General features: G+C 56.7%; 20 protein-coding genes. 6 read left to right on the forward strand and 14 right to left on the reverse strand.

Going from position 1 to position 21,157, the window contains the following annotated elements; all coding sequences use genetic code 11:
* Positions 1–9: 9 nt before the first annotated feature.
* The 4 genes from GRI42_RS05925 to GRI42_RS05940 are packed head-to-tail and all read right to left on the reverse strand — an operon-like array spanning position 10 to position 2,189.
* Positions 10–417, reverse strand: coding sequence for a TIGR01244 family sulfur transferase (locus GRI42_RS05925; protein WP_160607404.1), 408 nt, complete (start codon positions 415–417; stop codon positions 10–12).
* The gene (locus GRI42_RS05930; protein WP_199800432.1) at positions 404–850 is read right to left on the reverse strand and encodes a DUF6691 family protein; all 447 of its coding nucleotides are present in this window, start codon (positions 848–850) and stop codon (positions 404–406) included. Before GRI42_RS05930 ends, GRI42_RS05925 begins: the two co-directional genes overlap by 14 nt.
* The gene (locus GRI42_RS05935) at positions 850–1,281 is read right to left on the reverse strand and encodes a YeeE/YedE family protein (protein ID WP_160607405.1); all 432 of its coding nucleotides are present in this window, start codon (positions 1,279–1,281) and stop codon (positions 850–852) included. Before GRI42_RS05935 ends, GRI42_RS05930 begins: the two co-directional genes overlap by 1 nt.
* Complete coding sequence (locus GRI42_RS05940; protein ID WP_234033859.1) at positions 1,278–2,189, reverse strand: MBL fold metallo-hydrolase; 912 nt, start codon at positions 2,187–2,189, stop codon at positions 1,278–1,280. Before GRI42_RS05940 ends, GRI42_RS05935 begins: the two co-directional genes overlap by 4 nt.
* A gap of 228 nt (positions 2,190–2,417) precedes the next feature.
* On the opposite strand from GRI42_RS05940, the gene GRI42_RS05945 reads away from it, so the two are divergent.
* The gene (locus GRI42_RS05945; RefSeq protein WP_234033861.1) at positions 2,418–2,876 is read left to right on the forward strand and encodes a hypothetical protein; all 459 of its coding nucleotides are present in this window, start codon (positions 2,418–2,420) and stop codon (positions 2,874–2,876) included.
* A gap of 27 nt (positions 2,877–2,903) precedes the next feature.
* Positions 2,904–3,575 carry a hypothetical protein gene (locus GRI42_RS05950; RefSeq protein WP_160607408.1) on the forward strand — a complete coding sequence of 224 codons (672 nt, stop codon included), beginning with the start codon at positions 2,904–2,906 and terminating at the stop codon, positions 3,573–3,575.
* A 41-nt stretch (positions 3,576–3,616) separates the two neighbouring features.
* Here GRI42_RS05950 and GRI42_RS05955 read toward each other — a convergent pair whose 3' ends face one another.
* On the reverse strand, positions 3,617–4,747 hold the full coding sequence (locus GRI42_RS05955; protein ID WP_160607409.1) for a DUF3500 domain-containing protein: 1,131 nt from the start codon (positions 4,745–4,747) through the stop codon (positions 3,617–3,619).
* Positions 4,748–4,833: 86 nt separating this feature from the next.
* Positions 4,834–5,766, reverse strand: a complete 933-nt coding sequence (locus GRI42_RS05960) for a sulfotransferase domain-containing protein (RefSeq protein WP_160607410.1) — start codon at positions 5,764–5,766, stop codon at positions 4,834–4,836.
* Positions 5,767–6,021: 255 nt separating this feature from the next.
* Between GRI42_RS05960 and GRI42_RS05965 the strand changes: the two genes are divergently transcribed.
* A complete protein-coding gene (locus tag GRI42_RS05965) occupies positions 6,022–6,744 on the forward strand; it encodes a hypothetical protein (RefSeq protein WP_160607411.1) in 723 nt (240 codons plus the stop codon).
* Between the two features lie 1,095 nt (positions 6,745–7,839).
* On the opposite strand, the gene GRI42_RS05970 is transcribed toward GRI42_RS05965, so the two are convergent.
* From GRI42_RS05970 to GRI42_RS05985, 4 genes are all read right to left on the reverse strand, one after another.
* Positions 7,840–9,168 carry a sulfotransferase family protein gene (locus GRI42_RS05970; RefSeq protein WP_199800433.1) on the reverse strand — a complete coding sequence of 443 codons (1,329 nt, stop codon included), beginning with the start codon at positions 9,166–9,168 and terminating at the stop codon, positions 7,840–7,842.
* A 996-nt stretch (positions 9,169–10,164) separates the two neighbouring features.
* Entirely contained in the window at positions 10,165–10,560 is a 396-nt protein-coding gene (locus GRI42_RS05975) for a PRC-barrel domain-containing protein (protein WP_234033865.1), read from the reverse strand.
* 413 nt (positions 10,561–10,973) lie between these two features.
* Entirely contained in the window at positions 10,974–12,386 is a 1,413-nt protein-coding gene (locus GRI42_RS14130) for a PAS domain S-box protein (protein WP_160607412.1), read from the reverse strand.
* A gap of 1,448 nt (positions 12,387–13,834) precedes the next feature.
* Positions 13,835–14,035 carry a hypothetical protein gene (locus GRI42_RS05985; protein ID WP_160607413.1) on the reverse strand — a complete coding sequence of 67 codons (201 nt, stop codon included), beginning with the start codon at positions 14,033–14,035 and terminating at the stop codon, positions 13,835–13,837.
* 725 nt (positions 14,036–14,760) lie between these two features.
* On the opposite strand from GRI42_RS05985, the gene GRI42_RS05990 reads away from it, so the two are divergent.
* Both GRI42_RS05990 and GRI42_RS05995 read left to right on the forward strand, forming a co-directional pair.
* Positions 14,761–16,131 carry a winged helix-turn-helix domain-containing protein gene (locus GRI42_RS05990; RefSeq protein ID WP_160607414.1) on the forward strand — a complete coding sequence of 457 codons (1,371 nt, stop codon included), beginning with the start codon at positions 14,761–14,763 and terminating at the stop codon, positions 16,129–16,131.
* Between the two features lie 80 nt (positions 16,132–16,211).
* Positions 16,212–16,466, forward strand: coding sequence for a hypothetical protein (locus GRI42_RS05995; protein ID WP_160607415.1), 255 nt, complete (start codon positions 16,212–16,214; stop codon positions 16,464–16,466).
* A 173-nt stretch (positions 16,467–16,639) separates the two neighbouring features.
* Here the strand turns inward: GRI42_RS05995 and GRI42_RS06000 are convergent, their stop codons facing one another.
* Positions 16,640–17,278: a cation diffusion facilitator family transporter gene (locus GRI42_RS06000; protein WP_160607416.1), complete on the reverse strand. Its 639-nt coding sequence runs from the start codon at positions 17,276–17,278 to the stop codon at positions 16,640–16,642.
* 370 nt (positions 17,279–17,648) lie between these two features.
* On the opposite strand from GRI42_RS06000, the gene GRI42_RS06005 reads away from it, so the two are divergent.
* Entirely contained in the window at positions 17,649–18,674 is a 1,026-nt protein-coding gene (locus tag GRI42_RS06005; protein ID WP_160607417.1) for a sensor histidine kinase, read from the forward strand.
* 188 nt (positions 18,675–18,862) lie between these two features.
* Here GRI42_RS06005 and GRI42_RS06010 read toward each other — a convergent pair whose 3' ends face one another.
* From GRI42_RS06010 to GRI42_RS06020, 3 genes are all read right to left on the reverse strand, one after another.
* Positions 18,863–19,927: a hypothetical protein gene (locus GRI42_RS06010; protein WP_234033867.1), complete on the reverse strand. Its 1,065-nt coding sequence runs from the start codon at positions 19,925–19,927 to the stop codon at positions 18,863–18,865.
* A gap of 527 nt (positions 19,928–20,454) precedes the next feature.
* Complete coding sequence (locus GRI42_RS06015) at positions 20,455–20,724, reverse strand: usg protein (protein ID WP_160607419.1); 270 nt, start codon at positions 20,722–20,724, stop codon at positions 20,455–20,457.
* On the reverse strand, positions 20,721–20,954 hold the full coding sequence (locus GRI42_RS06020; RefSeq protein ID WP_160607420.1) for a hypothetical protein: 234 nt from the start codon (positions 20,952–20,954) through the stop codon (positions 20,721–20,723). The genes GRI42_RS06015 and GRI42_RS06020 overlap by 4 nt, the downstream gene beginning before the upstream one ends.
* Positions 20,955–21,157: the final 203 nt, after the last annotated feature.

The following is a 21,157-nucleotide window of genomic DNA, read 5'->3' on the forward strand; positions in this document are numbered from 1 at the left end:
CTCCGCCGGTCAGAGGTTCGGACGCATCGAGGCGAGGTCGTATCCGGCCTGCGCTGCGATATCGACCCGCTCGTCCGGCGTCAGCCCGTCCGGGTTTGCCAGCATCCAGAGGATGGTTGAGCGCCGACCGCTGCCGCAATAGGCCAGCACCTTGCCCTCGGCAGACCCCAAGATGTCGCCTTGGAACCGGACTTTCTCGGGCGTCAGCGTGTCAGGGGTCACGGGGTTATTGTGGAACGCCAGGCCAGCCTCGCTCGCTGCCGCAGCGATTGCTTCGGCGGAAGGCTGGTCGGGGCTTTCGCCGTCGGGCCGGTTGCAGACGATAGTCGTGAAGCCGGCGTCCTTGGCGGCATGCACGTCCTCGGCCGTAATCTGGCCGCGAACGCTCAGGCGATCGGTTAGCTTAGTGGCTTGCATGGGCAGGTGCCTTTGCTTTCTGGTCGAAGAGCACGCGATGCATCAGCATCCCGGCCAGCAGGCTGGCGCAGAACACCACTGCCTCGAGCGGGGCGATGGCGAGGCTTGCGAAGCCAGGCCCCGGACAGAGGCCGGCAAGGCCCCAGCCCACACCGAAAAGGGTCGCGCCGCCCACCAGCTGCGGGGTCAGGTCGGTCCTGTCAGGAAGCGAGAACTTGGGCGCGAACACCGGATGAGCCATCCGGGGCACGAAACGCCATGCGATGCCCATGACCAGCACTGCGCCGCCCATGACGAAGGCCAGCGTCGGGTCCCACGCACCGAAGATGTCGAGGAACCCGCGGATGCGTGCAGGGTCGGTCATGCCGCCAAGCGCGAGGCCCGCGCCGAACAGGGTGCCAGAAACCAGGGGGGGTAGATGGGTCCGGATCATTACAGAGCTCCCATTACGGCCACGGTCGCGATACCCGCGATCATGAAGGTTGCCGTCGCCACGAGCGAGCGCTGCGACAGGCGGCTGACACCGCAAACACCATGGCCGCTGGTGCAACCACTGCCGAGACGCGCGCCGAAACCGACGAGCACACCGGCAACAGCGAGCAGTGGCAGGGGCACGAATTCTGGCTCGAACCCACCCTTCAACGTTGCCACCAGAAACGCGCCGAGCGGCAGGCCGATGACGAAGGTCCAGGCGCTCGACCAGGACATCCCGCTGTCGTTGATGCCGAATGCTCGTCCGACAATGCCGGACACGCCGGTAACACGACCCGCGCCGAGCAGCATCAGCGCTGCAGCGAGGCCGATGAGCAGCCCGCCAGCCAGGCCGGCGAGCGGGGCTGCTTCAGGGAAGCCGGGAAGCATCATACCGCATTCACCGGGATCTTGATGTAGCTCACGCCATTATCCTCCGGTTCGGGCAGGCGCCCGCCGCGAATGTTCACCTGCACGCTGGGCATGATGAGCTTGGGCATGGCGAGCGTCTTGTCACGCGCAGTACGCATCTCGACAAATTCGTCCTCGCTTGTGCCTTCCTTGACGTGCACGTTCTCTCGCTTCTGCTGGCCGACCGTGGTTTCCCAGGCATATTCGTCGCGGCCGGGTGCCTTGTAGTCGTGGCAAAGGAACAGGCGCGTGTCCTCGGGCAGCGACAGGAGCCGCTTGATGGACTGGTACAGCTGGCGCGCGTCGCCGCCGGGAAAGTCCGCACGGGCAGTCCCGAAGTCGGGCATGAAGATGGTGTCGCCGACAAATGCGGCATCGCCGATGATGAAGGCCATGTCCGCCGGCGTGTGACCGGGAACATGCAGCGCAATGCCCTCAAGCGTGCCGAGCTTGAAGGTCTCGCCGTCATCGAACAGATGATCGAACTGCGAACCGTCGCGCTGGAATTCGGTGCCTGCATTGAACAGCTTGCCGAAGACTTCCTGCACGCGAATGATCTCCCGCCCGATGGCGAGCCTGCCGCCGAGCTTTTCCTGCAGATAGGGCGCTGCCGAGATGTGATCGGCATGGGCGTGCGTTTCGATCAGCCAGGTCACGGTGAGATCGTTCTTGGTGACATATTCGATGATGAGGTCCGCCGAACCGTTCGAAGTCCGGCCTGCAGCGGCATCGTAGTCGAGCACCGAGTCGATGATCGCCGCCTCGTTGGTGGCGGGATCGTGGACGACGTAGCTGATCGTATTGGTCGCTTCGTCGAAGAACCCAGCGATCGAAGGCTTCAGCGCCTTGTCGTCGAGCGCGCGCCGGATCTGGGTCGTGGCGTTTTTCATAGCGGTATCGTGGGTAGACATGGTCTCTAGCTCCCTAATATGAGCATTATCTAATATACTCCGCGGGGATGTCAATGTTCCCGGGAAAACTCCTTCGCCAATAAGGGTGGTGGTCAGCGGGTCGAGCGCAGGACTTGCCGAATTTCCGGTCTTGCGCCAGCTTCCGGTCAGGGGTCGATGAATTCGAGAGGAGGACACAGGGTGGGTGTCAGAAACTTTGGCGCGATCATGGCATCTGCGATGCTGGTCTTCCCGGCGCAGCTTCATGCGAAACCTTCAGCCGATGTGCCGGCGCAGTTGCAGACCAAGATAGACGAGGCCGCCTCGGTTTGCGCGGAACTGGACGGCGGCAAATTCGCCATGGAAGACGCTGCGATCCAGCGGGTCGACCTCGACGGTGACGGCGACGAGGACTGGGCGCTGAACGAATCGGGCTTCGCCTGTTCCACCGCTGCCTCGATGTATGGAGGCACCGGCGGAACGATGGCGCACTTCCTTGTAGACGGCACCCTCGCTTCCATGCTGACCCGTGGTTGGGGCATGGCGAAGCTGGGTCCGCATGCGGTGTTGCTGGCAGACGTTCACGGATCGCAGTGCGACGGGATCAACCCGACTCCTTGCGTCACCGCCAGCGTGTGGGATGCCGAAAGCAAGACCTGGCGATCGACCGGCGCGAGCTGGGAGTAACTCCCGACCCTTGCGATTTCGGCCGGGTTGGCTGGCGCTTCTTGCTCCTCAAAAAGCCGCACGATACATGATCGAAAGTCAGTTGCGGCCATCCGGGGGGAATGGAATGCCGAGAAAATCGAACCTGCAAGCGGACAGGATCCTGACGCAGTCCATCGCCACCGGCGCATGGAATATGTCTCCTTCATCGCTCAGGTCGTCTCGACAGCCGCGCTTATTGTTTCGCTGATGTTTGTCGCTTTCCAGATCTCGGAAGGCACCAAGATTGCGAGCCGCGAGGAATCGAATGCGAGCATGTCCCAGTGGTCGAAGTTTCGCAGCTCGATTTACGAGAGCCGCGAGACGGCAGAAGTCTTCCGCTTCGGACTGGACGGTTCCCGGGAGCTCGATCCTACCGACCAGATGCGCTTTGACTACATGATGCGCGAACACGCCTGGGCGACGTTCCAGCTGTGGGATCGCGCCGAGGAAGGGCTGGTCCCGGCAAGGCACTTCGATCTCGGGGCCGGCCCGGATTTCCTGCGGATCATCTGCACGCCGGGAGGGAGCAAAACCTGGGCCAGGATAAGGTCCGAATTGCCCGAGGCCTACGTGAACGACCTCGAAGCCTTGGCGGACCCGTCAGCCAGGACCGGAGGCACCAGCTGCCAGGCAATGTTGGCGGCGACCAGCTCGCCCGAAGCGACGGAGGTGCGGTAGCGGCTGGAGAGCTCGCCCCCCTAGGTCGCATATCTCGCGCGCTACTCCTGGTGCGCTTCCTGGTAGTGGCGCTTCAACCAGTCGGCTCCGTAGTCATTCGACGGGTCGCGCATGATCGAATGCACGTGATTATGCGCTCCGTCGCCGGACGGTTCACGGACATAGTCGATCAGCACTGACGGGCCCTGCACTCTGAACATATAGCGGCCTCTCGGCTGGTCGGTCGGCCCCCACCAGGCAAATCGCAATGTGTCCGGACCGTCGGCTTCGATCGAAGCGCGTTGCCGCGCGGCCGCCTCATTCGACGCATCGCCGAGATATTCGTCGAGCAGGCCGTTAAGCAGTTGGCGCTGGACCGGATTGAGGTCCGAGGCCTTTATGCCGAAGGACTGCTGGTGGCTTTCCTGTTTACCCGGCCCGGCAAAGACAGCGCCATCCACCTCTGCCGCCACAACGGCCTGCACCAGTTGATCGTCGTCGAGCGATCCGAGCAAGGCTAACGCCCTGTCGGATTCATGCTGGAGCAGTTGCCAGCCTGCGTAGCGGCCCTCCTGGACAATTTGCGGATTGGCACCGAGAAACATCGGCGTGAACGCGATCTTGCCGCCGGACACGGTGAAGTTGACGGCGAAATGATGTCCCGTAACCAGCCAACCCCAATCCTCCTCCCGGGGATCGCCGAACACGGAGACGAAATACTTCTCGCTGTCGTAATTGTCGGCAAAACCGAGCGCCTGCGCCTTGCGCGGATCGCTGTCCGGCATAGCCCCCACCATCGCGTCGAACATCGCACGCAGCACGTCCTCGTGCCACATGATCGTCGCCGACTTGAGGTAGCCCTGGCTGGATAGTGCCGACGCCATCATGGCGTGGAGCGCGCGGCGCTGTTCGGGCGACATTTCCGCTACGACCAGTCCTGACCTCGGCGCCATGCTGACAGGCAGGTTGGACCAGCTTGTCCTGGTGGCATTGTCGTCCAGCGTGCTGCTCGCCTTTTCGCGTTGTTCGTCAGTCAGCGTGCCGAGGAATGCCAGCGTGGCTCCCTGCATGTTTGCGACCCGCATCGCTTCCAGTTCAGGGACAACCGGTTCGTGAGCCCGCGCCTGCATCGCAGGTAAGGCCAAGGCAGTAACAGCAACGGCATGAAACACGGATCGCGCGAAAGCACTCATAACCAATCTCCCCCGGACCCGAGCGAAGACTATGACAGTCGAGCGCCAAGCACAAATCTTGAGGACATCCGGTGGCGGAGGAATAGCTAGCCAGCCATTCCTGCCTGGCTCCCGCGTTCAAGCCACTGCCTGAAATCCTGCGGCAATTTGGCCATCGCTTCCTCGTAAAGCGCGAGGTCTTCCTCATCCAGTACGCCAACCCAGCGCCGGTTGGTGCCCTTGTGGATGAAAGTATCCGCCCCTCCCTCGAAGGCGAAGGAGATACCCTCGCCCACCACCTTGGACGGGTTCTTCTTGACCTCTTCGAAAGTGCAACGGCGAATGACGTCCGGCCAGTCTTCCTCCGCCACGTCGATGTCCAGATACGCGGCAATGCGCCTCATCTCGCCATCGAGATCGGCCCGCAGATCGTTGAAGTGGACCATCAGGATATTGTCCATCTCGCGATGGTTCCAGAAGGTGAGCGCGTAGCTCAGATGCGACCAATAGGGGTAGCCGCCGATCTCCCAGTCGAACCAGCTTCGGGTGATCCAGTCCCTCCACATCTCCTTGATATCGCCGCCGAAACGCGGGAACTCGTCGCCTACTCTGCCGGGTGTCGAATTCGCCGCCATGTAGAACGCTTCGGTGTGGTTTCCCCAATGGTTGAGGAGCGACATAAAGACGTCCCGTGGATCACGGCTGACGCAGATGTACTTGGCTTCGGGGAAATAGGGCAGGCCATCGAGCGGGGTATGCGTCTTGATGAACCGCCGGTGTTCCTGCGCCTCCAGCTGGCCGAGCGTCAGTTCAAGCGGGAAGAGCCTGAAATCCAGCCAGGGCGACAAATCGGATGCAGGCGCCGGCATGTCGTCGTGCGGAAACAGGAGGTTGGCGACGATCGTCTGCATCAGCGTCGTCCCGGCCTTGTAGGACGTTGCGATGATGATGTCGTTGTCGCGGGGTTTGAACCAATTCCACCTGGTCGAATCCAGGTGATGGTTCTGATAGATGCGCGTCTTCGCTGGTTGATTTGCCAATAGAGCCTCCTCCCAGCGACCCTGACGGGTTGGCTACACCTGCCGGTCGCATCTTGGCAAGAAGTGGCGTGTGACCGCGGATTTCTGGGAAATCGTAGCGGAGGGAGGCTCGCCGCCCCGACCTTCGAATTTGATCGATTGATTGGCATGACCGGCAACAATTGCCTCGGCGACGCGTGTTACAACCCAACTCGGACACGCTTCTGTGTTGTCTGCAATGATGTTAGGTCTGTCCAAAATCGGGGGGGACGGGGAATGGGCAAGGTAACTCCTGGCCGCAGATCGAGCGGCTTCTTCGCGACAAGCGCACTTTTGATTGCCGCTCTGGTTCTGCTGAGTTTTCCCGCCACCTACTTCATTCCCCTGGCAACAGGCAGCAATCAATTCACGCTTTTGCGCCACCTGCACGGGTTGGCGTTCTTCGCCTGGGTTGGGCTCTTCGTGGTGCAAACGCAGCTGGTAAGAACAGGCAAAGTGAAGCTGCACCGCGAACTCGGCATGGCAGGGGTCGCGCTTGCCGGAGCGATGTTGCCGCTCGGCATATGGCAGACTGTGCAAGCGGCAGCCGAACGACAGGCCCGCGGCGTTGAACAGCCGTTCGAATATGCGATCTACAACTTGGTCGATATCACGGTTTTTTGCATCGCGTTTGCCTGGGCCATCTTCGAAGCGACGCGGCGAGTTGAGTGGCATCGGCGGCTCATATTCGTGGCATTTCTGAACCTTTTCGCCCCAGCCTTTTCACGAATTAGCTGGATGACCGTGATCCCTTTTCCATGGTCGGACATGATACCGGCATTGGTAGGCGATGCAGTTCTGATCGCGCTTGCCATCTACGACAAGCGCAAGCTGGGCCGGATCCACCCTGTGACCCTCGGGGCCATGGCGATCCTGATCCCGCTGCATGCAGTTTCGCCGCTCATCGCCCGCACGGACTGGTGGAATTCCCTTGCGCCGCTGCTGTTCGGATTCTGGTAGCGGAGGAGGGACAGGAATAGCCTTCTTATTATCCTGTAATTAAAGGGTTATTCTCTAATTTTCGCGGTCATTACCCCCAACGACACCCCCTCACCCGATCACTTTCTAAGGTTATCCCCGGGGTATTGAATCCCCCCTCCCCCGTCATGCTCGAAGCGACATGGGATCAGTGTCAGCTTTGCGCCCTCATTCCGGACGTTCAGGCTTTCCCTGCGGATGCCTGAAAGCGGACCGGCAGCTTTGCTCCGGTAATCAGCACCGCGAATGTCCGATGATGGGTGGGAAGCGGACGCTTTATCCGCGGATTCGAGAAGTGCGTTGAGTTGTGCTATTAGGAGTCAATCACAAGAGAAGATGGTCGCGCGGGATTTCTCCTACAGGGGACCGATCATGCGTGTTTCAAGATTTTCACCCACAGCGGCCATTGCTCTAGCAATGGCATTTGCCGCTTCCGCAGCGCCTCCCGATGGAAAAGGTGGGGGTAAAGACAAGGGCGGCGAAAACCCACCAACCGATTTTTTGCCTGAGATCTAATACAAGTCAGATCGGCAGAAGTACGAAGACATTATCTTTGCCAATCGAGAGGGTGACCAGGCCGTCCTGATTTACCGCGGTTCAAAATCTGTCGGAAGTGGGTTTTCTGCGTCAAGCAATTCGGACGTCAGCCCGCAGCCGAATATGATTACATGGAGTGATGGCGAAACAGCTTTCATCATTTCTTGGACCGAAGGCAGCGGCTTCTCACTGGGCACACAAGGCGAAATACATACTTTCGCCGGAGGCCGACCCACAGGTTTGACGTTTTCAAATGCGGACGATGCGATCGCCCTGTCCAATGGCAGTCGCGGCCTATATATATATATATGATATTCCTGCCAATGACATAGATGGCGGGTCGATTACGCAGCACATCCTAAAGCGGAAGGGCCGCTCTTTCCCCGATTTGCTAAGCGTTGAAGCGGAATGCCAGTTGTGGTCTGATTAGGAATAGCTCTCGGACCCGCTATCCAACCGACGCTTCGCAATCAGCGGCAGGGAAACTGCTACTTCCGGTAGGTGCATTAGCAGTGACTCACAAAAGGATAAGAGAGGACATTAGCATTGCTTAAGCGGTTGCCCGAATTTGTGATGCATTCGACGGGATTGTGGGGCAACGCTGACCTCAGAGGCAATATCAAAGGTTCGCGAGTAGTTTGAAAAGCGCTCCCTTACCTCGCCGTCCCCGATGCCAAATTCAGCTAGGCTATATTTATGAGGGCGCCGCTTCAGCCTTTTGGAGCGGGAAAGATACTGTTTCATCGCAGGCACAGCAGGTCCGATGTCCAAGCTCAGAAATTCGTACACTCGCTTCATAGTGCCGAACCAATCCCTATCCATGTCGTCATAATTAACGTCGATCATGTTGCTGTCGGGTATGCTCCTTCGTGCTTCCTGCATACGCTGTACTTTGAGCGCAGTCTTGCGAAGCCATTCTCGCCCTAACTTCCGAGGGTTGGTCTTGTTCGAGTAAATTATTGTTTGGTTCCAAGCCAGTGATGCAGCGCTTCCCACCAGTTTCACTGGGTCTCGATGGGTGAAGATGAGCCTTGCATCGGGGAAAACTCTCAGCAGTGCAGGCAAGTCCAACATATGCTGGGGTGTCTTAAGGAGCCATGGGCGATCGATGGGCGCCTGCTGCGACCAGCCAACCAATCGAAGGAGATTGGCCATGTGTAAATAGGCCGGGGTAGCATCCTGAGCCTCACACCACCTGGCGTAAGTCGGAATCGACCACTGTGTCTCGTGCTTCATACCCCACATGCTCGCGACGAGCAGGCCCAATTCCTCCTCGGGTTCGAAGGGCCCGGTCGGGTGGATAGACAGCGTACGCGGATTCGCCAGTCGTGCGATCGCCATGATCCGCCGTGCTATGGCTGGACGCCGATCGCTCTTGATACCTTCGATGACTTCTATGAAATCGGGCCGCGGCACCGGACTTATGGTCTCGAAACTACGTAGATGATTGAAGCGTCGATCAACTGCCAAGAGACGATGAAGTCGGGTCGTGCCGGATCGCATGGGTCCGACAATCACAATCGGGCGTGAGATAGGTCTCGCTAAGATTTCAGGGCGATCACCGAACCACCTTTGAGCCATTAGCCGGCCGTGAAGGACGTGCGAGAATTGCTTCTGTGCTGCCCATTGCCCCGCTTCATTCAAATTCGCTTCGTGGTTCAACGACCCAAGCAACACCTCCATTGGTGCTTCGAACCAATCATCACCGAAATCGTCCAAACTGACATCAGATGCGGCCTTCTCCAGCAGGTAGTTCTTTTCTAGAGGAGCCTTGCTTATTAGGCCGGTCTCAAAACCAGCTCGAATGGCGGCGTTCACTAGATCAATAAATGCGGAACGCTGTGGCGGTTTGATAATCTTATTATACAACTTTTCCGCCTGTTCGGTGCATGATTGTCAGACTACCGATGACGTCATGGGGAGGTTCCCATATCCGAGCACACGACCGATTGTCCTACCCGCTGATATAGACTGAAAAGGTCGACGATTTGCTCAACCCGCCGCGAGCGCTATTGAGGTCGGATTGTAGCAATTGGCTCCATCACTGAGTGGCGGCTTGATACCAAATTTTTCCCCGTAGATCAGTTGCTAGATGGGGAAAGCGCAACTTCTGCCAAGAGTAGGTTGAGTGCCATCTGTACCATGCCCCTAGAAGGCTAGGCTCAATACCCTCCAGGAGGATCACTGGCAGGGAAGCTTTCATCGAGATCCTCGTCGGTTTCAGTCCATTCCCTCACAGGCTTGTCGCGCATCGCCCCGGGGCCGGCGTCGCGAACGTCCATGTGACTGTCGTGAGGCTGATCGGGACCGAACGCCGCGTTACGTTGCCTCGAACGCCCCCACCGCCTGTAAGCCAACACGACAGCACCACCTATCGCACCTATGATGCCGAGCCTACGCATCATCCACCTCCGCTTCGACCTGCCTATCCTGAATGTGCCATACACCTCGGTCGTCGCGCCGGACGTCGCCGAGAAATGCCCGTCCTCGATAGCCCTCTCGCCAAAGCTTTACGGGGAACGGGGTTTCATTCTCCTCCAGATAGTGAAAGGCGCAAGCGGGGTTACCGCCTTCCATTGTGATGACATCGATTATTGCGTCATCCAGATCGTGAATTTCGAGTATGAGAGTAGGCATGGGGCCTCCAATCGGGGCCAAGAGCTCATGCAGAAGCTAAGATAGGAAAGGTTAAATGCAGCCTCGCCCGCAATCTGCTGTCACCGTTACCAAAGGAATGTAGCACTTTGATGGGCAGTTGACCAATTTGGCTTGTTCGCTTGCGCTTCAAAGGCGCTCACAGCCGAAACTCAAGCACGAGCAGACATGATGAAACGGGCGGCATAGGCCGCCCGTTGGTCATCCAGCTTAGTACGGAATGCCATAGTAGCTGCGGACACCGACCACATAATCCGAATTGAACTGCGGCTGGTCATCCTGAGCATAGGAGGGCGCGTCCTTGAGGGCCTCCTTGTCAATATCGACTATATAGCCTCCGATTCCGACATTGTATTCAAGGCGATCCCACGGAATGGGGTAATGGTTCTTCCCCAGCCCTAGAATGCCGCCGAAACTCATGACGGCGTATTCGACGCGGCCGGTGCGCTTTCCGACCATGAAGTTTTCGATCTGGCCAAGCTTTTCGCCGTTCTTGTTATACACCGTCGTGCCTTCGACCTTGTCGGAGGCGATAAGTGCGGCCGTTTCGTCGTGGGCGACATCTCCGTCGCTTGCTCGCTCGAGCATCGTGGCATGGTTGGTCATGGCGTTCTCCTTTCGAGGAGTTTGCTTGCTAGGTGAAACAGGCGTGCTCTCATCGTCTGGGCACTGCCGTAACAAACTAACGGAACGGCAAAGCGGTCGTTCCGAGAAATACCGTCAACGCAGAACGGCATCATGCCTGGAAGCGCCGCCGCGCTTTTCCGGGTCGTTTCAAGCTAGTCAGCTTCTGAGGCCCCTCTCACTCGGCAAATCAGTAGCAAAGTTGGCGAGCAGCAAACATCCTCCAAATCGCCCACCCGTTACCGAAAAGCATCAGAGCTGGCCTCGGCGTCACAGGGGTGGATCAGCACCAAGTGGCTCGCGACCTTGGTGCGCCTGACCATAGTGCACCAGACGCTTAACACTTACGGCGAACGGATTCCGTGATCGGCTAACCGATTCAGGTGGCGCGCCATTCAAGAGAGATAGTCTTGGGGATCTACCCTGTGGATGTGATCAATCAGACAGTTATCCGCCGGGCAAGTGAGCGACCAGATGATGCCTTCTCGGCGAAAGTCGAAAGAAACGCCGCCATTGAAGACTGCTTCGACGTTCTGTTTTACCAGTAGAAAGCCGAATCCTCTTCGACTGGGGAGACTGACCTCCGGGCCGCCGGACTCAGACCAGAAAATCTCTAAACTTAAATGTTCTTCTTTGTTGTCTGAACGTTGCCACCCAATCTGAACAGTCCCAGTCTCAGTCGAAAGCGCTCCGTATTTATCTGCATTGGTAGCCAACTCGTGTATCGCGAGGCCAAGAGCCTCAGCATGTCGCGCGCTAATAATCAGATCTTGGGAACCCACAACCTGAATCCGGGAGCGCTGCTGGTCACTAACGTGCTGGGTTTGGGCATTCACGACATCGACGATGCGTGCTCCGGTCCAATCTCCCCCGTCCAAGATTTCCTGATTGGACTTCAATGCAGCAATGCGATGGATGAGCGAATCCGCAAATTCCTCGCTGGATTTGTGGCGCGAGCGATTGATCATCGCCTGAATGGTCGCGAGCATGTTGCGAGAGCGGTGGCCAACCTCCCTCATTAGCATCTCGATCCGCTTCCTCGCTTCAAGCTCTTCCGTGATATCGGTGTTTGAGCCGCACCATAGGATCACTCTACCATCACTATCTTTGAGGGGGTTCGCGCGACTCAAGAACCAACGATAGGCTCCATCATGGCGTTTGAGAGGGAAAGTATCCTCCCAAGGCTCACCGCTGTCCCAGGCTTCCTGAATGCGCCGCACGACCCTGTCGACATGGTCGGGATGATGAACACTCTTCCAACCCCAACCCTCCATGTCTTGCAGGGTCGTTCCCGTATAATCAAACCAGCGCTGATTGTACCAATAGATCCACCCTTGTGCATTCGCGATCCATGCAAGCTGTGGGATATTGTTCGCGAGGGCAGTAAATTGTTCCGTCTTTTCTTGCAGACCAGCTAGAAGTCGCGCTTGTTCGCGAAGGTCATTCGCTATCTTTGATGCACCCACTACCTGACCAGAGTCGTCGCGAACTGGTGAAACCGTGACCGCGATCGGAATCTCGGTGCCGTCCTTTGACAAACGAGTTGTCCGGAATCTCGGGACGATTTTGCCCTGACGAACGCTCTCTAGGATCCGACGCTCTTCTTCCAAGCGGTTCTCGGGAATGATGCGCGTTATTGACTGTCCTACGATTTCGTCCGCGCTCCACCCGAAGAGCGCCTCTGCCGCAGGGTTCCAGGTTTCAACCGTGCCATCGAGCGATTTCGAAATGATCGCATCGGAAGAGCAGGACACGATTGCTGCGAACCTTGCAGCGTCGCTGGCTCGCGCTCCATCGCCATCTGCCACGAAAGTTCTCCCCGGTCTGATTGGCCGAGTATTTTCTGGCCAAAGTTGATGCCCGCCGCAAGGGGTTGCCCCGCCGTCTGCTTACTTTCCAGTTGCACCGAACTTGGTTGAAACAGGAACGACACGCCGCAGAATCTGTTCTTATTAAGTCAATTGATCAATGGAGAGTGAGAAATGAGAAAGCTTCTTACAATGCTCGCGCTGGGTGGTTCCGTACTGCTCCTGCCGGCATGCAATACAATCGATGGCGCTGTTGAAGACGTGGAATCCGTTGGCGATTGCGCGGATGGCGTTGAAGGCAACTGCTAACGGCCATCTAACTGCTAACGGCCACCGATAAGCACAAATTGCGGAGTGGCGTCGCGGAGTTGTGACGCCATTTTCGTTTCAACCGCGCTGACCCCCTGTGATCAACAATGCTGATTACTTGTTAATTCAGTGATCCAAACTTAGGCGAAGATCCAAACTTAGGCGAAGCTGCACCTAAGGTGATGTGTCAGGTGCGGATCGCCAAGCTGGGGGGGAGGCTCAACGGCCCACATAAGGTCAGGTGCTATCGATATGGGGTGATGGGGATGAACTTCAAGTCATGCCAACGTAATGAAGAAGGCCTGACATGAGGGGACACCCACTGCCAGCCCTTCAGGCGGCTCCCCGTATGTAAAGCCGCGGGGTAACGATCTAAATCAACTCCCCAAGGTGGCAATTCCGGTAAACGGAACGATGGGCTGATCGATTTGCACCTGTGTAGGGTCGCGGAAACACAAGTCTGCCCACCGTTTCGAATTCAAGAATTCAAGTCGCTCTTTTGAGTCAGAACCGGGCGACAAATAGTGCGCCTCGCAAAAGATGGCGGGCCGCCTCGCTATGATGGCTCAGGACGATTTGGGCGACCCGCCGAAGTCGCTAGGACGCGCTTTAGATCGTCTGCGGGAGTGCGCCCTATGGTCTTCAACAGGCTTACGAAATGACTGTTCCGAGAAAACCGGATTTAGTTTCTTTCGTCGCCTCCGGCGTGCAACCATCCATTCGGACAGCATGAACGCGGCGAGGAGCGCCGCGAGGAAGACCAGGGAGATGAGAAATAGTGGCATGGTTCCTCCATGCTAGGGCGGGATCATCCGGGAGAGCGGATGTCCCAAGGCGCAGATATGCCTAGAGAATTTTCTGCGACTCCGAACTCATACAACTTATTGTATAACTTAGCAAATTCCCCAATCCCTTAGTGACCTGCTTTAACTTAGTGAATTCCTACCAAGAGTATCTCGGCACATTCACTCCCACCGCTCGTTCCGCAACTATGGCAAATCTCTATGAAAAATAACCGTGGCCCTCCTGGGAGAGGCGAAACGGTTCTTTGGCTGTCGCTCGCATTCGTGCTGGTGATCTTCGCGCTAATCCTGACGATAGCGCTCGCAAAATAACGAATGTGGTGATGTAGATCGCTCCTAATCGCTCTCGGTGAGCCGATCGATGAGTTCCGCGATGCGCTCGATGGCATCGCGGGTGTCGCCGGAATACTTCAATGCATCAGCACGTACATAGTCCGCAATCGAGGGGTGAGTCATGTAGTGAACGGCTGCTGCACGGTAAGCCACCATGGCATCGTGCAGGGCATTCATGTCATTGGTCGCTGAAGAAGATTCCATTGCCTGTCGAGCGCAATCCGCGACGCACTGCGCGCAATCGGCAATTCTTGATAACCGGCTTTCCATGGCGCCGACTCCAGAGGCGAGACGCAGACATGATGCGGCACGAGGCCTTCTGGTTCAACACATCTGTGGCGTGTAGTAGAATCTTCGATAAGCTTTTGCGGCTACTTGTTCCTGTCACATCGCTAGCTCGATGAGAGCGTCGTCAGATGGGGTGGGAAGCGGTCAACGCTCTGACCAACTGACATAGCAATCAGTGTCGATCATCGCGATAAGCGTTCGACCGTCTTAGCCTTCGAAGTAAACTTTCGCGACCCAACCGGTGCTATCGCCTGCTAACCGCGCCACATCAGATGCGAAATTCCTACGGTATGCCTGTGTTGATCGCTCAAGCATCTGACCTTTTTGCTCAATCGCTAGGGAAACCGATTGCGCAGGTGTCAAATTCCGACAGTTGGCATTCTGCGAACAGCCCGAAACGATAGTACAGAGAATGAAGCTCAGCAGCGGCAATGGGCGGGACATGGCTCACCTGTGCCCCCATTCTCTACTGTCCGCAATCGGGTCGTTAGCCGCCCGTCCGCACTTGGGACATCGCTAGGTCGGTAAATCGGTCACGAAGTGGGTGGAAAGCGGTCGTTAGTGCGATGAATTGAGGTGCACGATGCTCACCATTTGATTAGAAAAGAAGGCAATCATACCCGTCAGCGCGCGGAGGTCGAATGCTTAGACACGTCGAGTATCGCACCGGAGATGTATTACTCTACCCAGATCGTCGCGTTCTTGTCGGTCCGTCAGCGGAAGTCTCATTGGAGCCTCGCACCGTCCAGGTGTTTGAATTGCTCGCAAGCACTCCATTTGCAGCTGTCTCCCGCGAGACTTTGTTTTCGAAATGTTGGGGCGGGGTAACTGTCGGGGAAGATAGCCTAAACCGTTCCATCTACCAATTGCGACGTTCGCTACGAGCAGTTGGATCTGTCCGGGTCGTTATAGAGACAATTCCTGCAAAGGGCTACGCCCTAAAAGTAAGTAAGCTTCCATTCGAACAAGTTTTCAATTCTGCTCAAAGGGTTTGGCGACAAGGATGGGCCAAGGCTGACGAGCAATCGATAGCTCGGCTACAGTCGGCGGTTTCCACGGCAAATGCGGACAATCCAGATGCTTGGGGGCTGCTGGCCTTGCACCTAGCAAGGGCAGCCGAATACGAACCGATCGAGCTTACGGTTGAATACGTAAGTCGATGCGAAGAGGCGGCCGCCACGGCGCTTTCACTCGATCCGGATCAAGGCGATGCAAGAGTCGCGCTTGCTATTCTCAGGCCACTGTTTGGAGATTGGACGGGCGCGCGATCGCGCTTGCAAGAAATTCTCGAATTCGATCCTGATCATTTTGCGGCGCGGCATGAAATGGCTGTTCTCGAGATGGCAACTGGCCGGGTTTCCGCTGCCGTGCCGTTGATCTCTGCTCTGTTAGATGAGGATCCACTAGCCGCGACGTTGCATTACAAGCGCGGGTGGCATCTTTATTGCCTTGGCAAGGTAGATGAGATGGATGTCGTTCTAGATAATGCTCTTCAGGTCTGGCCCGGACATCCTGGTATTTGGCAATGCCGCAACATGACCCTTGCGTTCACTGGCCGGCCTTTCGCTGCCCTTCGTTTGTTAAGCGATGACGTCGCGCGTCCAACGATGCCTCCACATTCACTGCAATTCCATCGCGAAGCCCTTCTGGCGATGAGTGAATTAGACGACCGAAAGCTTAACACACTCGTGCGCTCAATGATGGAGAACAGCGGCTGGCAGAGCTTGGCCGTAGCGGCCATTCTATACCTATGTGCTCTCAACAAAATCGAAGAGGCGATGGATGTCTGCAAGGGTTATTACCTCAACGGGATAGAGGCTCCAATTAAACTGCGCTACGATCCGGATGTTGAGGTTTCGATTAACGATATGCACCGACGGGTCACTCAACCTCTTTTCATTCCGATCACTTCGAAGATTCGCCAGCATGACAATTTCTTGTCGCTTTGCAGCAGGATGGGCTTAACTGACTATTGGGACAGCACGGGGATTACGCCGGATTTTCTCATTTGAATCTAAAATCATCAGCACTCCATCATTCGGTTTCATTTGGCTCAGGATAGGATTGTCGCACTCAACAAAGGAGAGACGACATGAAACGTATGCTTGGCCTGGCAGCAGTTGCCGCAATTGCTTCACAAGCTGCCGCTCATCCGACCGGCATCCCCTACGAAACGCGCGGTGAATGCGAGGCAGCCTATGCCGAATTCAGCAAGCTGGACCGCGAACGCCTCTCTGGCTTGGGCTTCACACCCGGAGACGCGCAGAAGACTTTTCGCGACATGTTTCTCTGCATTTACGACCAGCAGGCCGATAAGTGGTTCATCGTCAGGGTCGGAGATATGTAGAGCCTAAATGCACGGGCTTCGTTTCGGGGACGGGGCGAAGCCCGTAGAACAAACATATGTCCGCCTAGATCGCGGAAACTTTAGCCTCTGATGGGCTGATTTCGGGTCGTTAGCCGTCGGGGGCTGCTTCTGACACACCGCTAGCCCGGTGATACTGTCGCCAGATGGGGTGGTTAGCGGACTTCAGCTTTGCCAGCTCGCACCTGAGGGATCGACTCCCTGAGAACTCTCACCGACGAGCGAAGAATGATCACTGCCATGGCACCACCTATCAGTATGTCGGGCCAAGGCGACGCCGTTAGCGCGACAGCGCCAGCCGCTATGAGGACACCAACGTTCGAGATCACGTCATTACGAGAGCACTCGAATGTGCTCGCCATATTCACATCCTGCCGTCTGAATCTCCAAAGCAGCGAAAGACAAACCACATTTGCGACGAGTGCCATTCCGCCGAAAACGAGCATCAATGTCGATGATGGGGGAACTCCAGTGCTGAGCTTGATCGCGACATTCACCAGGATGCTGATACCTAGCAATAGGATCAGGATACCTTTGAAGACAGCCGCGCCAGCTTTCCATCGGTCGCCTCGCGAGAGGGCATACAGGCTAACGCCATAAACCAAGGCGTCTCCCAACATGTCGGTCGCATCCGCCATGAGGGCAGTCGACCCAGCAATCACCCCGGCCGCGAACTCAACGAAGAACATCACAGCGTTGATCAGGAGCACTATGATCAGGACACGTCGCTGGTCTGCCTGCCTTGCAAGCTTCTCTAGCTCGGTTCCCTTTGATGAACAGCAATCGCTCGACATGGCGCCTAAATGGTCGGTTAGGTCAAAGTCCGCAATCGGGTCGTTTGCCGCCCGTCCGCTTCTGGCATGGTGTTAGCTTGGTGGATCCTTGACGACCTATGTGAAAATCGGACGATCCCAGTTTGGCAATCAGGCAAGTCTTTTGCAAAAGAATGGGGCGCAAGATTAGCCAACAAGCTGGAATCTGAAGACTACCTTGCCAAGCCACAAAGCCAAGAAAGTTTGGAAACACATGTTTCCTGGGCGAAAAGAGCCAGCCGTCGACTCTCATTCCTATCTGGTCTAATCTGTTTGTGTCGATGGGCGGAAGGGTATCGACGCTTCGGTTGCGATTGGTCACCGGATGCATTTTTCGCCCGGGAAGAATGCCATGCAGCGTCTCGCGCAATTCGATGTTACACGCCAGTTTCTAACCAGGCAGGGCCAGTTCGGCGCCCAGATCACCTTTGGGGTCTTGTGCTCGGCGGCAATGATCAGCCTGCGATCGGTGTTCGATTTATGGGCTCCGACATCGGGCCCCTTCGCCCTGATATATCCAACATTGCTGCTGGTTACACTCTATGGACACTGGCAGGCGGGAATGACCGCATTCGCGGTGACGTTCTTCTGGGCGTGGTATTTCGTCCTTCCCGAGACCCGCGGGTTTCAGTTTATCGATCCGGCAGACCCGCCGCGGGTGGCTCTGAACGCGGCATGCTGCCTTATCGTCGTGATTTTTGCCGAAGCGTTCCGAAGAGCGGCGCGACGAACAGTCGACGAAATTCAGACTGCGGCAGATCGCCGACTGATCCTGCTGGCCGATCTCGAGCATCGCACCAAGAACAATTTCGCCCTCGTTGCCAGCATGCTGGAAATGCAGAAGCGTAGCGCAAGCGACCCACTCATTCACGAACATCTGAATGATGCAGCGGGCCGCGTCAGAACATTCGCGGACGCATATTCGGAACTTGCCCTAGAGCAGTCGGAAACCATAGAGGTCGATACAAAGCTGTTCATGGACAATCTGCTCGATCGGCTTGAAAACGCGGCTCTACCGAGAAACGTGCGATTCTTCCGGGAAGTCGACCCATGCAAGCTGCCGCGCGAAACCGCAGCCGCATTGGGCCTGTACATGAACGAAGCGATCTCCAACGCAATCAAATACGCCTTCCCCGAAGGTAGGAGTGGCATGATTGGGGTATATTTTCATGTAAGGGATGGAGGTTGGCGCCTAACGATTGAGGATGATGGGCTGGGGCTCGATTCCAAGGGCCAAAACGAGAAAGGCCTGGGCTCGAAACTCATGGAAGCCTTTGCAATGCAGGCAGGCGCGGTACACTGGGCCGGTCCTGCAATGGTTGGCTTCAAGGCCGAGTTGGTCTGCGAGAATATTTCAGAGCAGCATGCCGCACTCTGAATGAGGATTCTAAAATCCAAGCCTTTCCGAATGTCCGCAATCGGGTCGGAAGCGGAATGACAGCTCTTAGAGGAATTTGGGCGAAAGCAGACGAACAGTTAGCGGCCCAAAATGCCCTTCACCGCTTATGTCGAGCGCAGAACTGCACACAGAAATTGGCGGCTGCGGTGGGCATTATGGCGCGGTGACTATCGCACCTGAGCAATCTTATGGGCGGGACCCCGCTTGGATCGTAGCCACGCAAAACGCTCAGGGTCCTGATTAAGCAGAAATGCCCGTATGCGATCGCGCTCCGCATCAGGCATGCGAGCGAGTAACGCCTTGATGTCGTGGTCGACTGCCGCTTTATCTGCCCCCCGCTCCTCGGCTTTCATAAACCACTCATGCCCTGCAATGATCTCGTTCAGCTCCATGTGAACGGCCCCGAGGAGTGTGCAGGGGCGGTAGTCGTTCGGTGCAAGTGCGTGCGCCTCCTCACCCAACGCTTTGGCCTCAGCATGGCGATTGACGGCTCTCAAGGCTGCGCCACGTGTGGTTGCCAACGCCGAGCGCACCTTGGGGGCTGATTTTTCAGTCGCGGCCAGCGCGTCCTCGGTGAGGGAAATGGCAACCTCTGGATTTCCAGCCTTACGCCAGTGGCTACTGGCATTGATTGCATCCCACGGATCCTTGGTTTCGCGCCAGGCAGCAGTCAGAACCTTGGCTTCAACCAAATGCCAAGCGGTTGCAACTTCATTGGTCCAACAGTCTTCGTCTCCCACCTGAAGCCACATGACGTCCTTAGGTTGAAGCCTCTCGTCGTTCGCCAACGACTGTAGCAACCGAATGGTGCGTGGATAGCGCTCCGGTTCAATGTACCCCAAGTTGAACCTTCGCTTCAGCTGCTTGACCTCTTGCCTCCGCTTGTATTGCGGGTCCGCGAAGATCTCGGCACTGGCCGCAACTCGTTCAGCTTTGCGCCTCGCCTCCTCATCCGCTGCCTCGCTGGCAGCAATCTCAGCCATCTTCATGCGATGGGCGCGCTGAATGGCAGCCTCGCGTGTGAAAGCATCGAAGTCGGTCCGGCCTTCAAGTAGCGCATGAAGACAATGCAGCTTATTAGCCAGAAGGTAAGCTCGGGATGCCTCGCTAACGGGTGCCCCAGCGTCAAATTTCGCGAGAATACCGTACAATCGGCTTCCCATTTGCCGCGCACCAGGCAGGTCATCGACAAGATATTTCTCGGCTAAACTGTTTCGATCAGAAGAGAGCATAGGCAGCGTGTAAAACCATTGTCCTACAAAATCCTTCTAATGCAACCAAGGCTGCATGGATGGATGTTGAGGGCTTGTCGAGGGTCCGCTTCTCGCTCTTACTTACCTACACCAGACAGGCCCCAATCGGCCCGAAGTCGCCATAAGTTGCCCATCATATTCCCGTCGGGTGAATTCGAAAATCCCAGAATTCTGGGGTTTTTTTCTAATGGCGCACCCGACATGAAAGTGATGGGCACCAAGATCAATGGGAGATTGCGGTGCCCATGCCCGATTAATGGCAGCTTTGCGCCCTCATTGCGGACTTTCGGGCCCTCTTAGAGGAACCTGAAAGCGGACTGGCAGCCTAGCCTTGGTTATGGGCTTCCCCAATGTCCGATCATGGGCCGAAAACCGACTGGCAGCATTCAGTGGAAAATAATTGAAAAACTGCCTAGCAATTGGCCGAAGGCTTTCAGATTTTACTAGTCAGCAGTTTGCTTCCGTTGGCACGCATCCGGGTTAGCAAGCTTAATCACACGGCTCTGCTAGTCCCACGAGATCACGCCATCTGCCGTACGCCAGCTCGCTGGCCGGATCATCTTTTCGTGCGCGATACGGACTGACCTGATCTCCGCCTCGATCTCTCGCCGCCAATGGGCGAGGAAATCGAACAGCACCGGAAAATCCGGTGCTGCGTCGTATTCCTGCCAGGCATAGATTTGCACGAGCGAGGGGTGATCCGGCATGAAATAGCAGATTTCTGCCGTGGTCAGTCCGTATCCGTCCAGCTGAACCAGAAAAGCGCGATCGGTCATTGTAGCGTGGGCTGGCTGTCCGGGCCGTCGAGCGAGCGCGGTGCGGCGAGTACATCATCAGCGGAAACCGGACCCTCGAGTTCGGGGGGCTGGCGCATCGCCGGCTCGTTTTCGACGGCATGCCTATCGGAAGCCCACGACGCCAGAATTGCTCGCTTCACTTCGGGCTCAAGCGACGGATGATGCGCAACATCGAAGGGATGCAGGTAGCGTGCGAATGGTTGCGACATGGGAACATCCTCCTTTCTGCCTTGCCGCTCATCACTCACTGCGGATTGTTCCGCTCGGGATATTTTGTGAGTCTATTTTGGACCGTCAAGACCCTGATAAGGCATACGGAAAAAGCCCCTCGCCACTCGCAATCCACGAGTGCCAAAAAATCTGATTTGGGCCTCTTGAAGCCGTTTTTGGCAAAACTAGATCGCGAAATGCC

Source organism: Qipengyuania gaetbuli, from assembly GCF_009827315.1.
GTDB lineage: Bacteria > Pseudomonadota > Alphaproteobacteria > Sphingomonadales > Sphingomonadaceae > Qipengyuania > Qipengyuania gaetbuli.

What these genes read in the sequence shown, in the direction of transcription:
- GRI42_RS05925 (WP_160607404.1), bottom strand. Translation starts at nt 417, where the DNA reads ATGCAAGCCACTAAGCTAACCGATCGCCTGAGCGTTCGCGGCCAGATT.
- GRI42_RS05930 (WP_199800432.1), bottom strand. Translation starts at nt 850, where the DNA reads ATGATCCGGACCCATCTACCCCCCCTGGTTTCTGGCACCCTGTTCGGC.
- GRI42_RS05935 (WP_160607405.1), bottom strand. Translation starts at nt 1,281, where the DNA reads ATGATGCTTCCCGGCTTCCCTGAAGCAGCCCCGCTCGCCGGCCTGGCT.
- GRI42_RS05940 (WP_234033859.1), bottom strand. Translation starts at nt 2,189, where the DNA reads ATGAAAAACGCCACGACCCAGATCCGGCGCGCGCTCGACGACAAGGCG.
- GRI42_RS05945 (WP_234033861.1), top strand. Translation starts at nt 2,418, where the DNA reads ATGGCATCTGCGATGCTGGTCTTCCCGGCGCAGCTTCATGCGAAACCT.
- GRI42_RS05955 (WP_160607409.1), bottom strand. Translation starts at nt 4,747, where the DNA reads ATGAGTGCTTTCGCGCGATCCGTGTTTCATGCCGTTGCTGTTACTGCC.
- GRI42_RS05965 (WP_160607411.1), top strand. Translation starts at nt 6,022, where the DNA reads ATGGGCAAGGTAACTCCTGGCCGCAGATCGAGCGGCTTCTTCGCGACA.
- GRI42_RS05975 (WP_234033865.1), bottom strand. Translation starts at nt 10,560, where the DNA reads ATGACCAACCATGCCACGATGCTCGAGCGAGCAAGCGACGGAGATGTC.
- GRI42_RS05985 (WP_160607413.1), bottom strand. Translation starts at nt 14,035, where the DNA reads ATGGAATCTTCTTCAGCGACCAATGACATGAATGCCCTGCACGATGCC.
- GRI42_RS05990 (WP_160607414.1), top strand. Translation starts at nt 14,761, where the DNA reads ATGCTTAGACACGTCGAGTATCGCACCGGAGATGTATTACTCTACCCA.
- GRI42_RS05995 (WP_160607415.1), top strand. Translation starts at nt 16,212, where the DNA reads ATGAAACGTATGCTTGGCCTGGCAGCAGTTGCCGCAATTGCTTCACAA.
- GRI42_RS06000 (WP_160607416.1), bottom strand. Translation starts at nt 17,278, where the DNA reads ATGTCGAGCGATTGCTGTTCATCAAAGGGAACCGAGCTAGAGAAGCTT.
- GRI42_RS06005 (WP_160607417.1), top strand. Translation starts at nt 17,649, where the DNA reads ATGCAGCGTCTCGCGCAATTCGATGTTACACGCCAGTTTCTAACCAGG.
- GRI42_RS06010 (WP_234033867.1), bottom strand. Translation starts at nt 19,927, where the DNA reads ATGCTCTCTTCTGATCGAAACAGTTTAGCCGAGAAATATCTTGTCGAT.
- GRI42_RS06015 (WP_160607419.1), bottom strand. Translation starts at nt 20,724, where the DNA reads ATGACCGATCGCGCTTTTCTGGTTCAGCTGGACGGATACGGACTGACC.
- GRI42_RS06020 (WP_160607420.1), bottom strand. Translation starts at nt 20,954, where the DNA reads ATGTCGCAACCATTCGCACGCTACCTGCATCCCTTCGATGTTGCGCAT.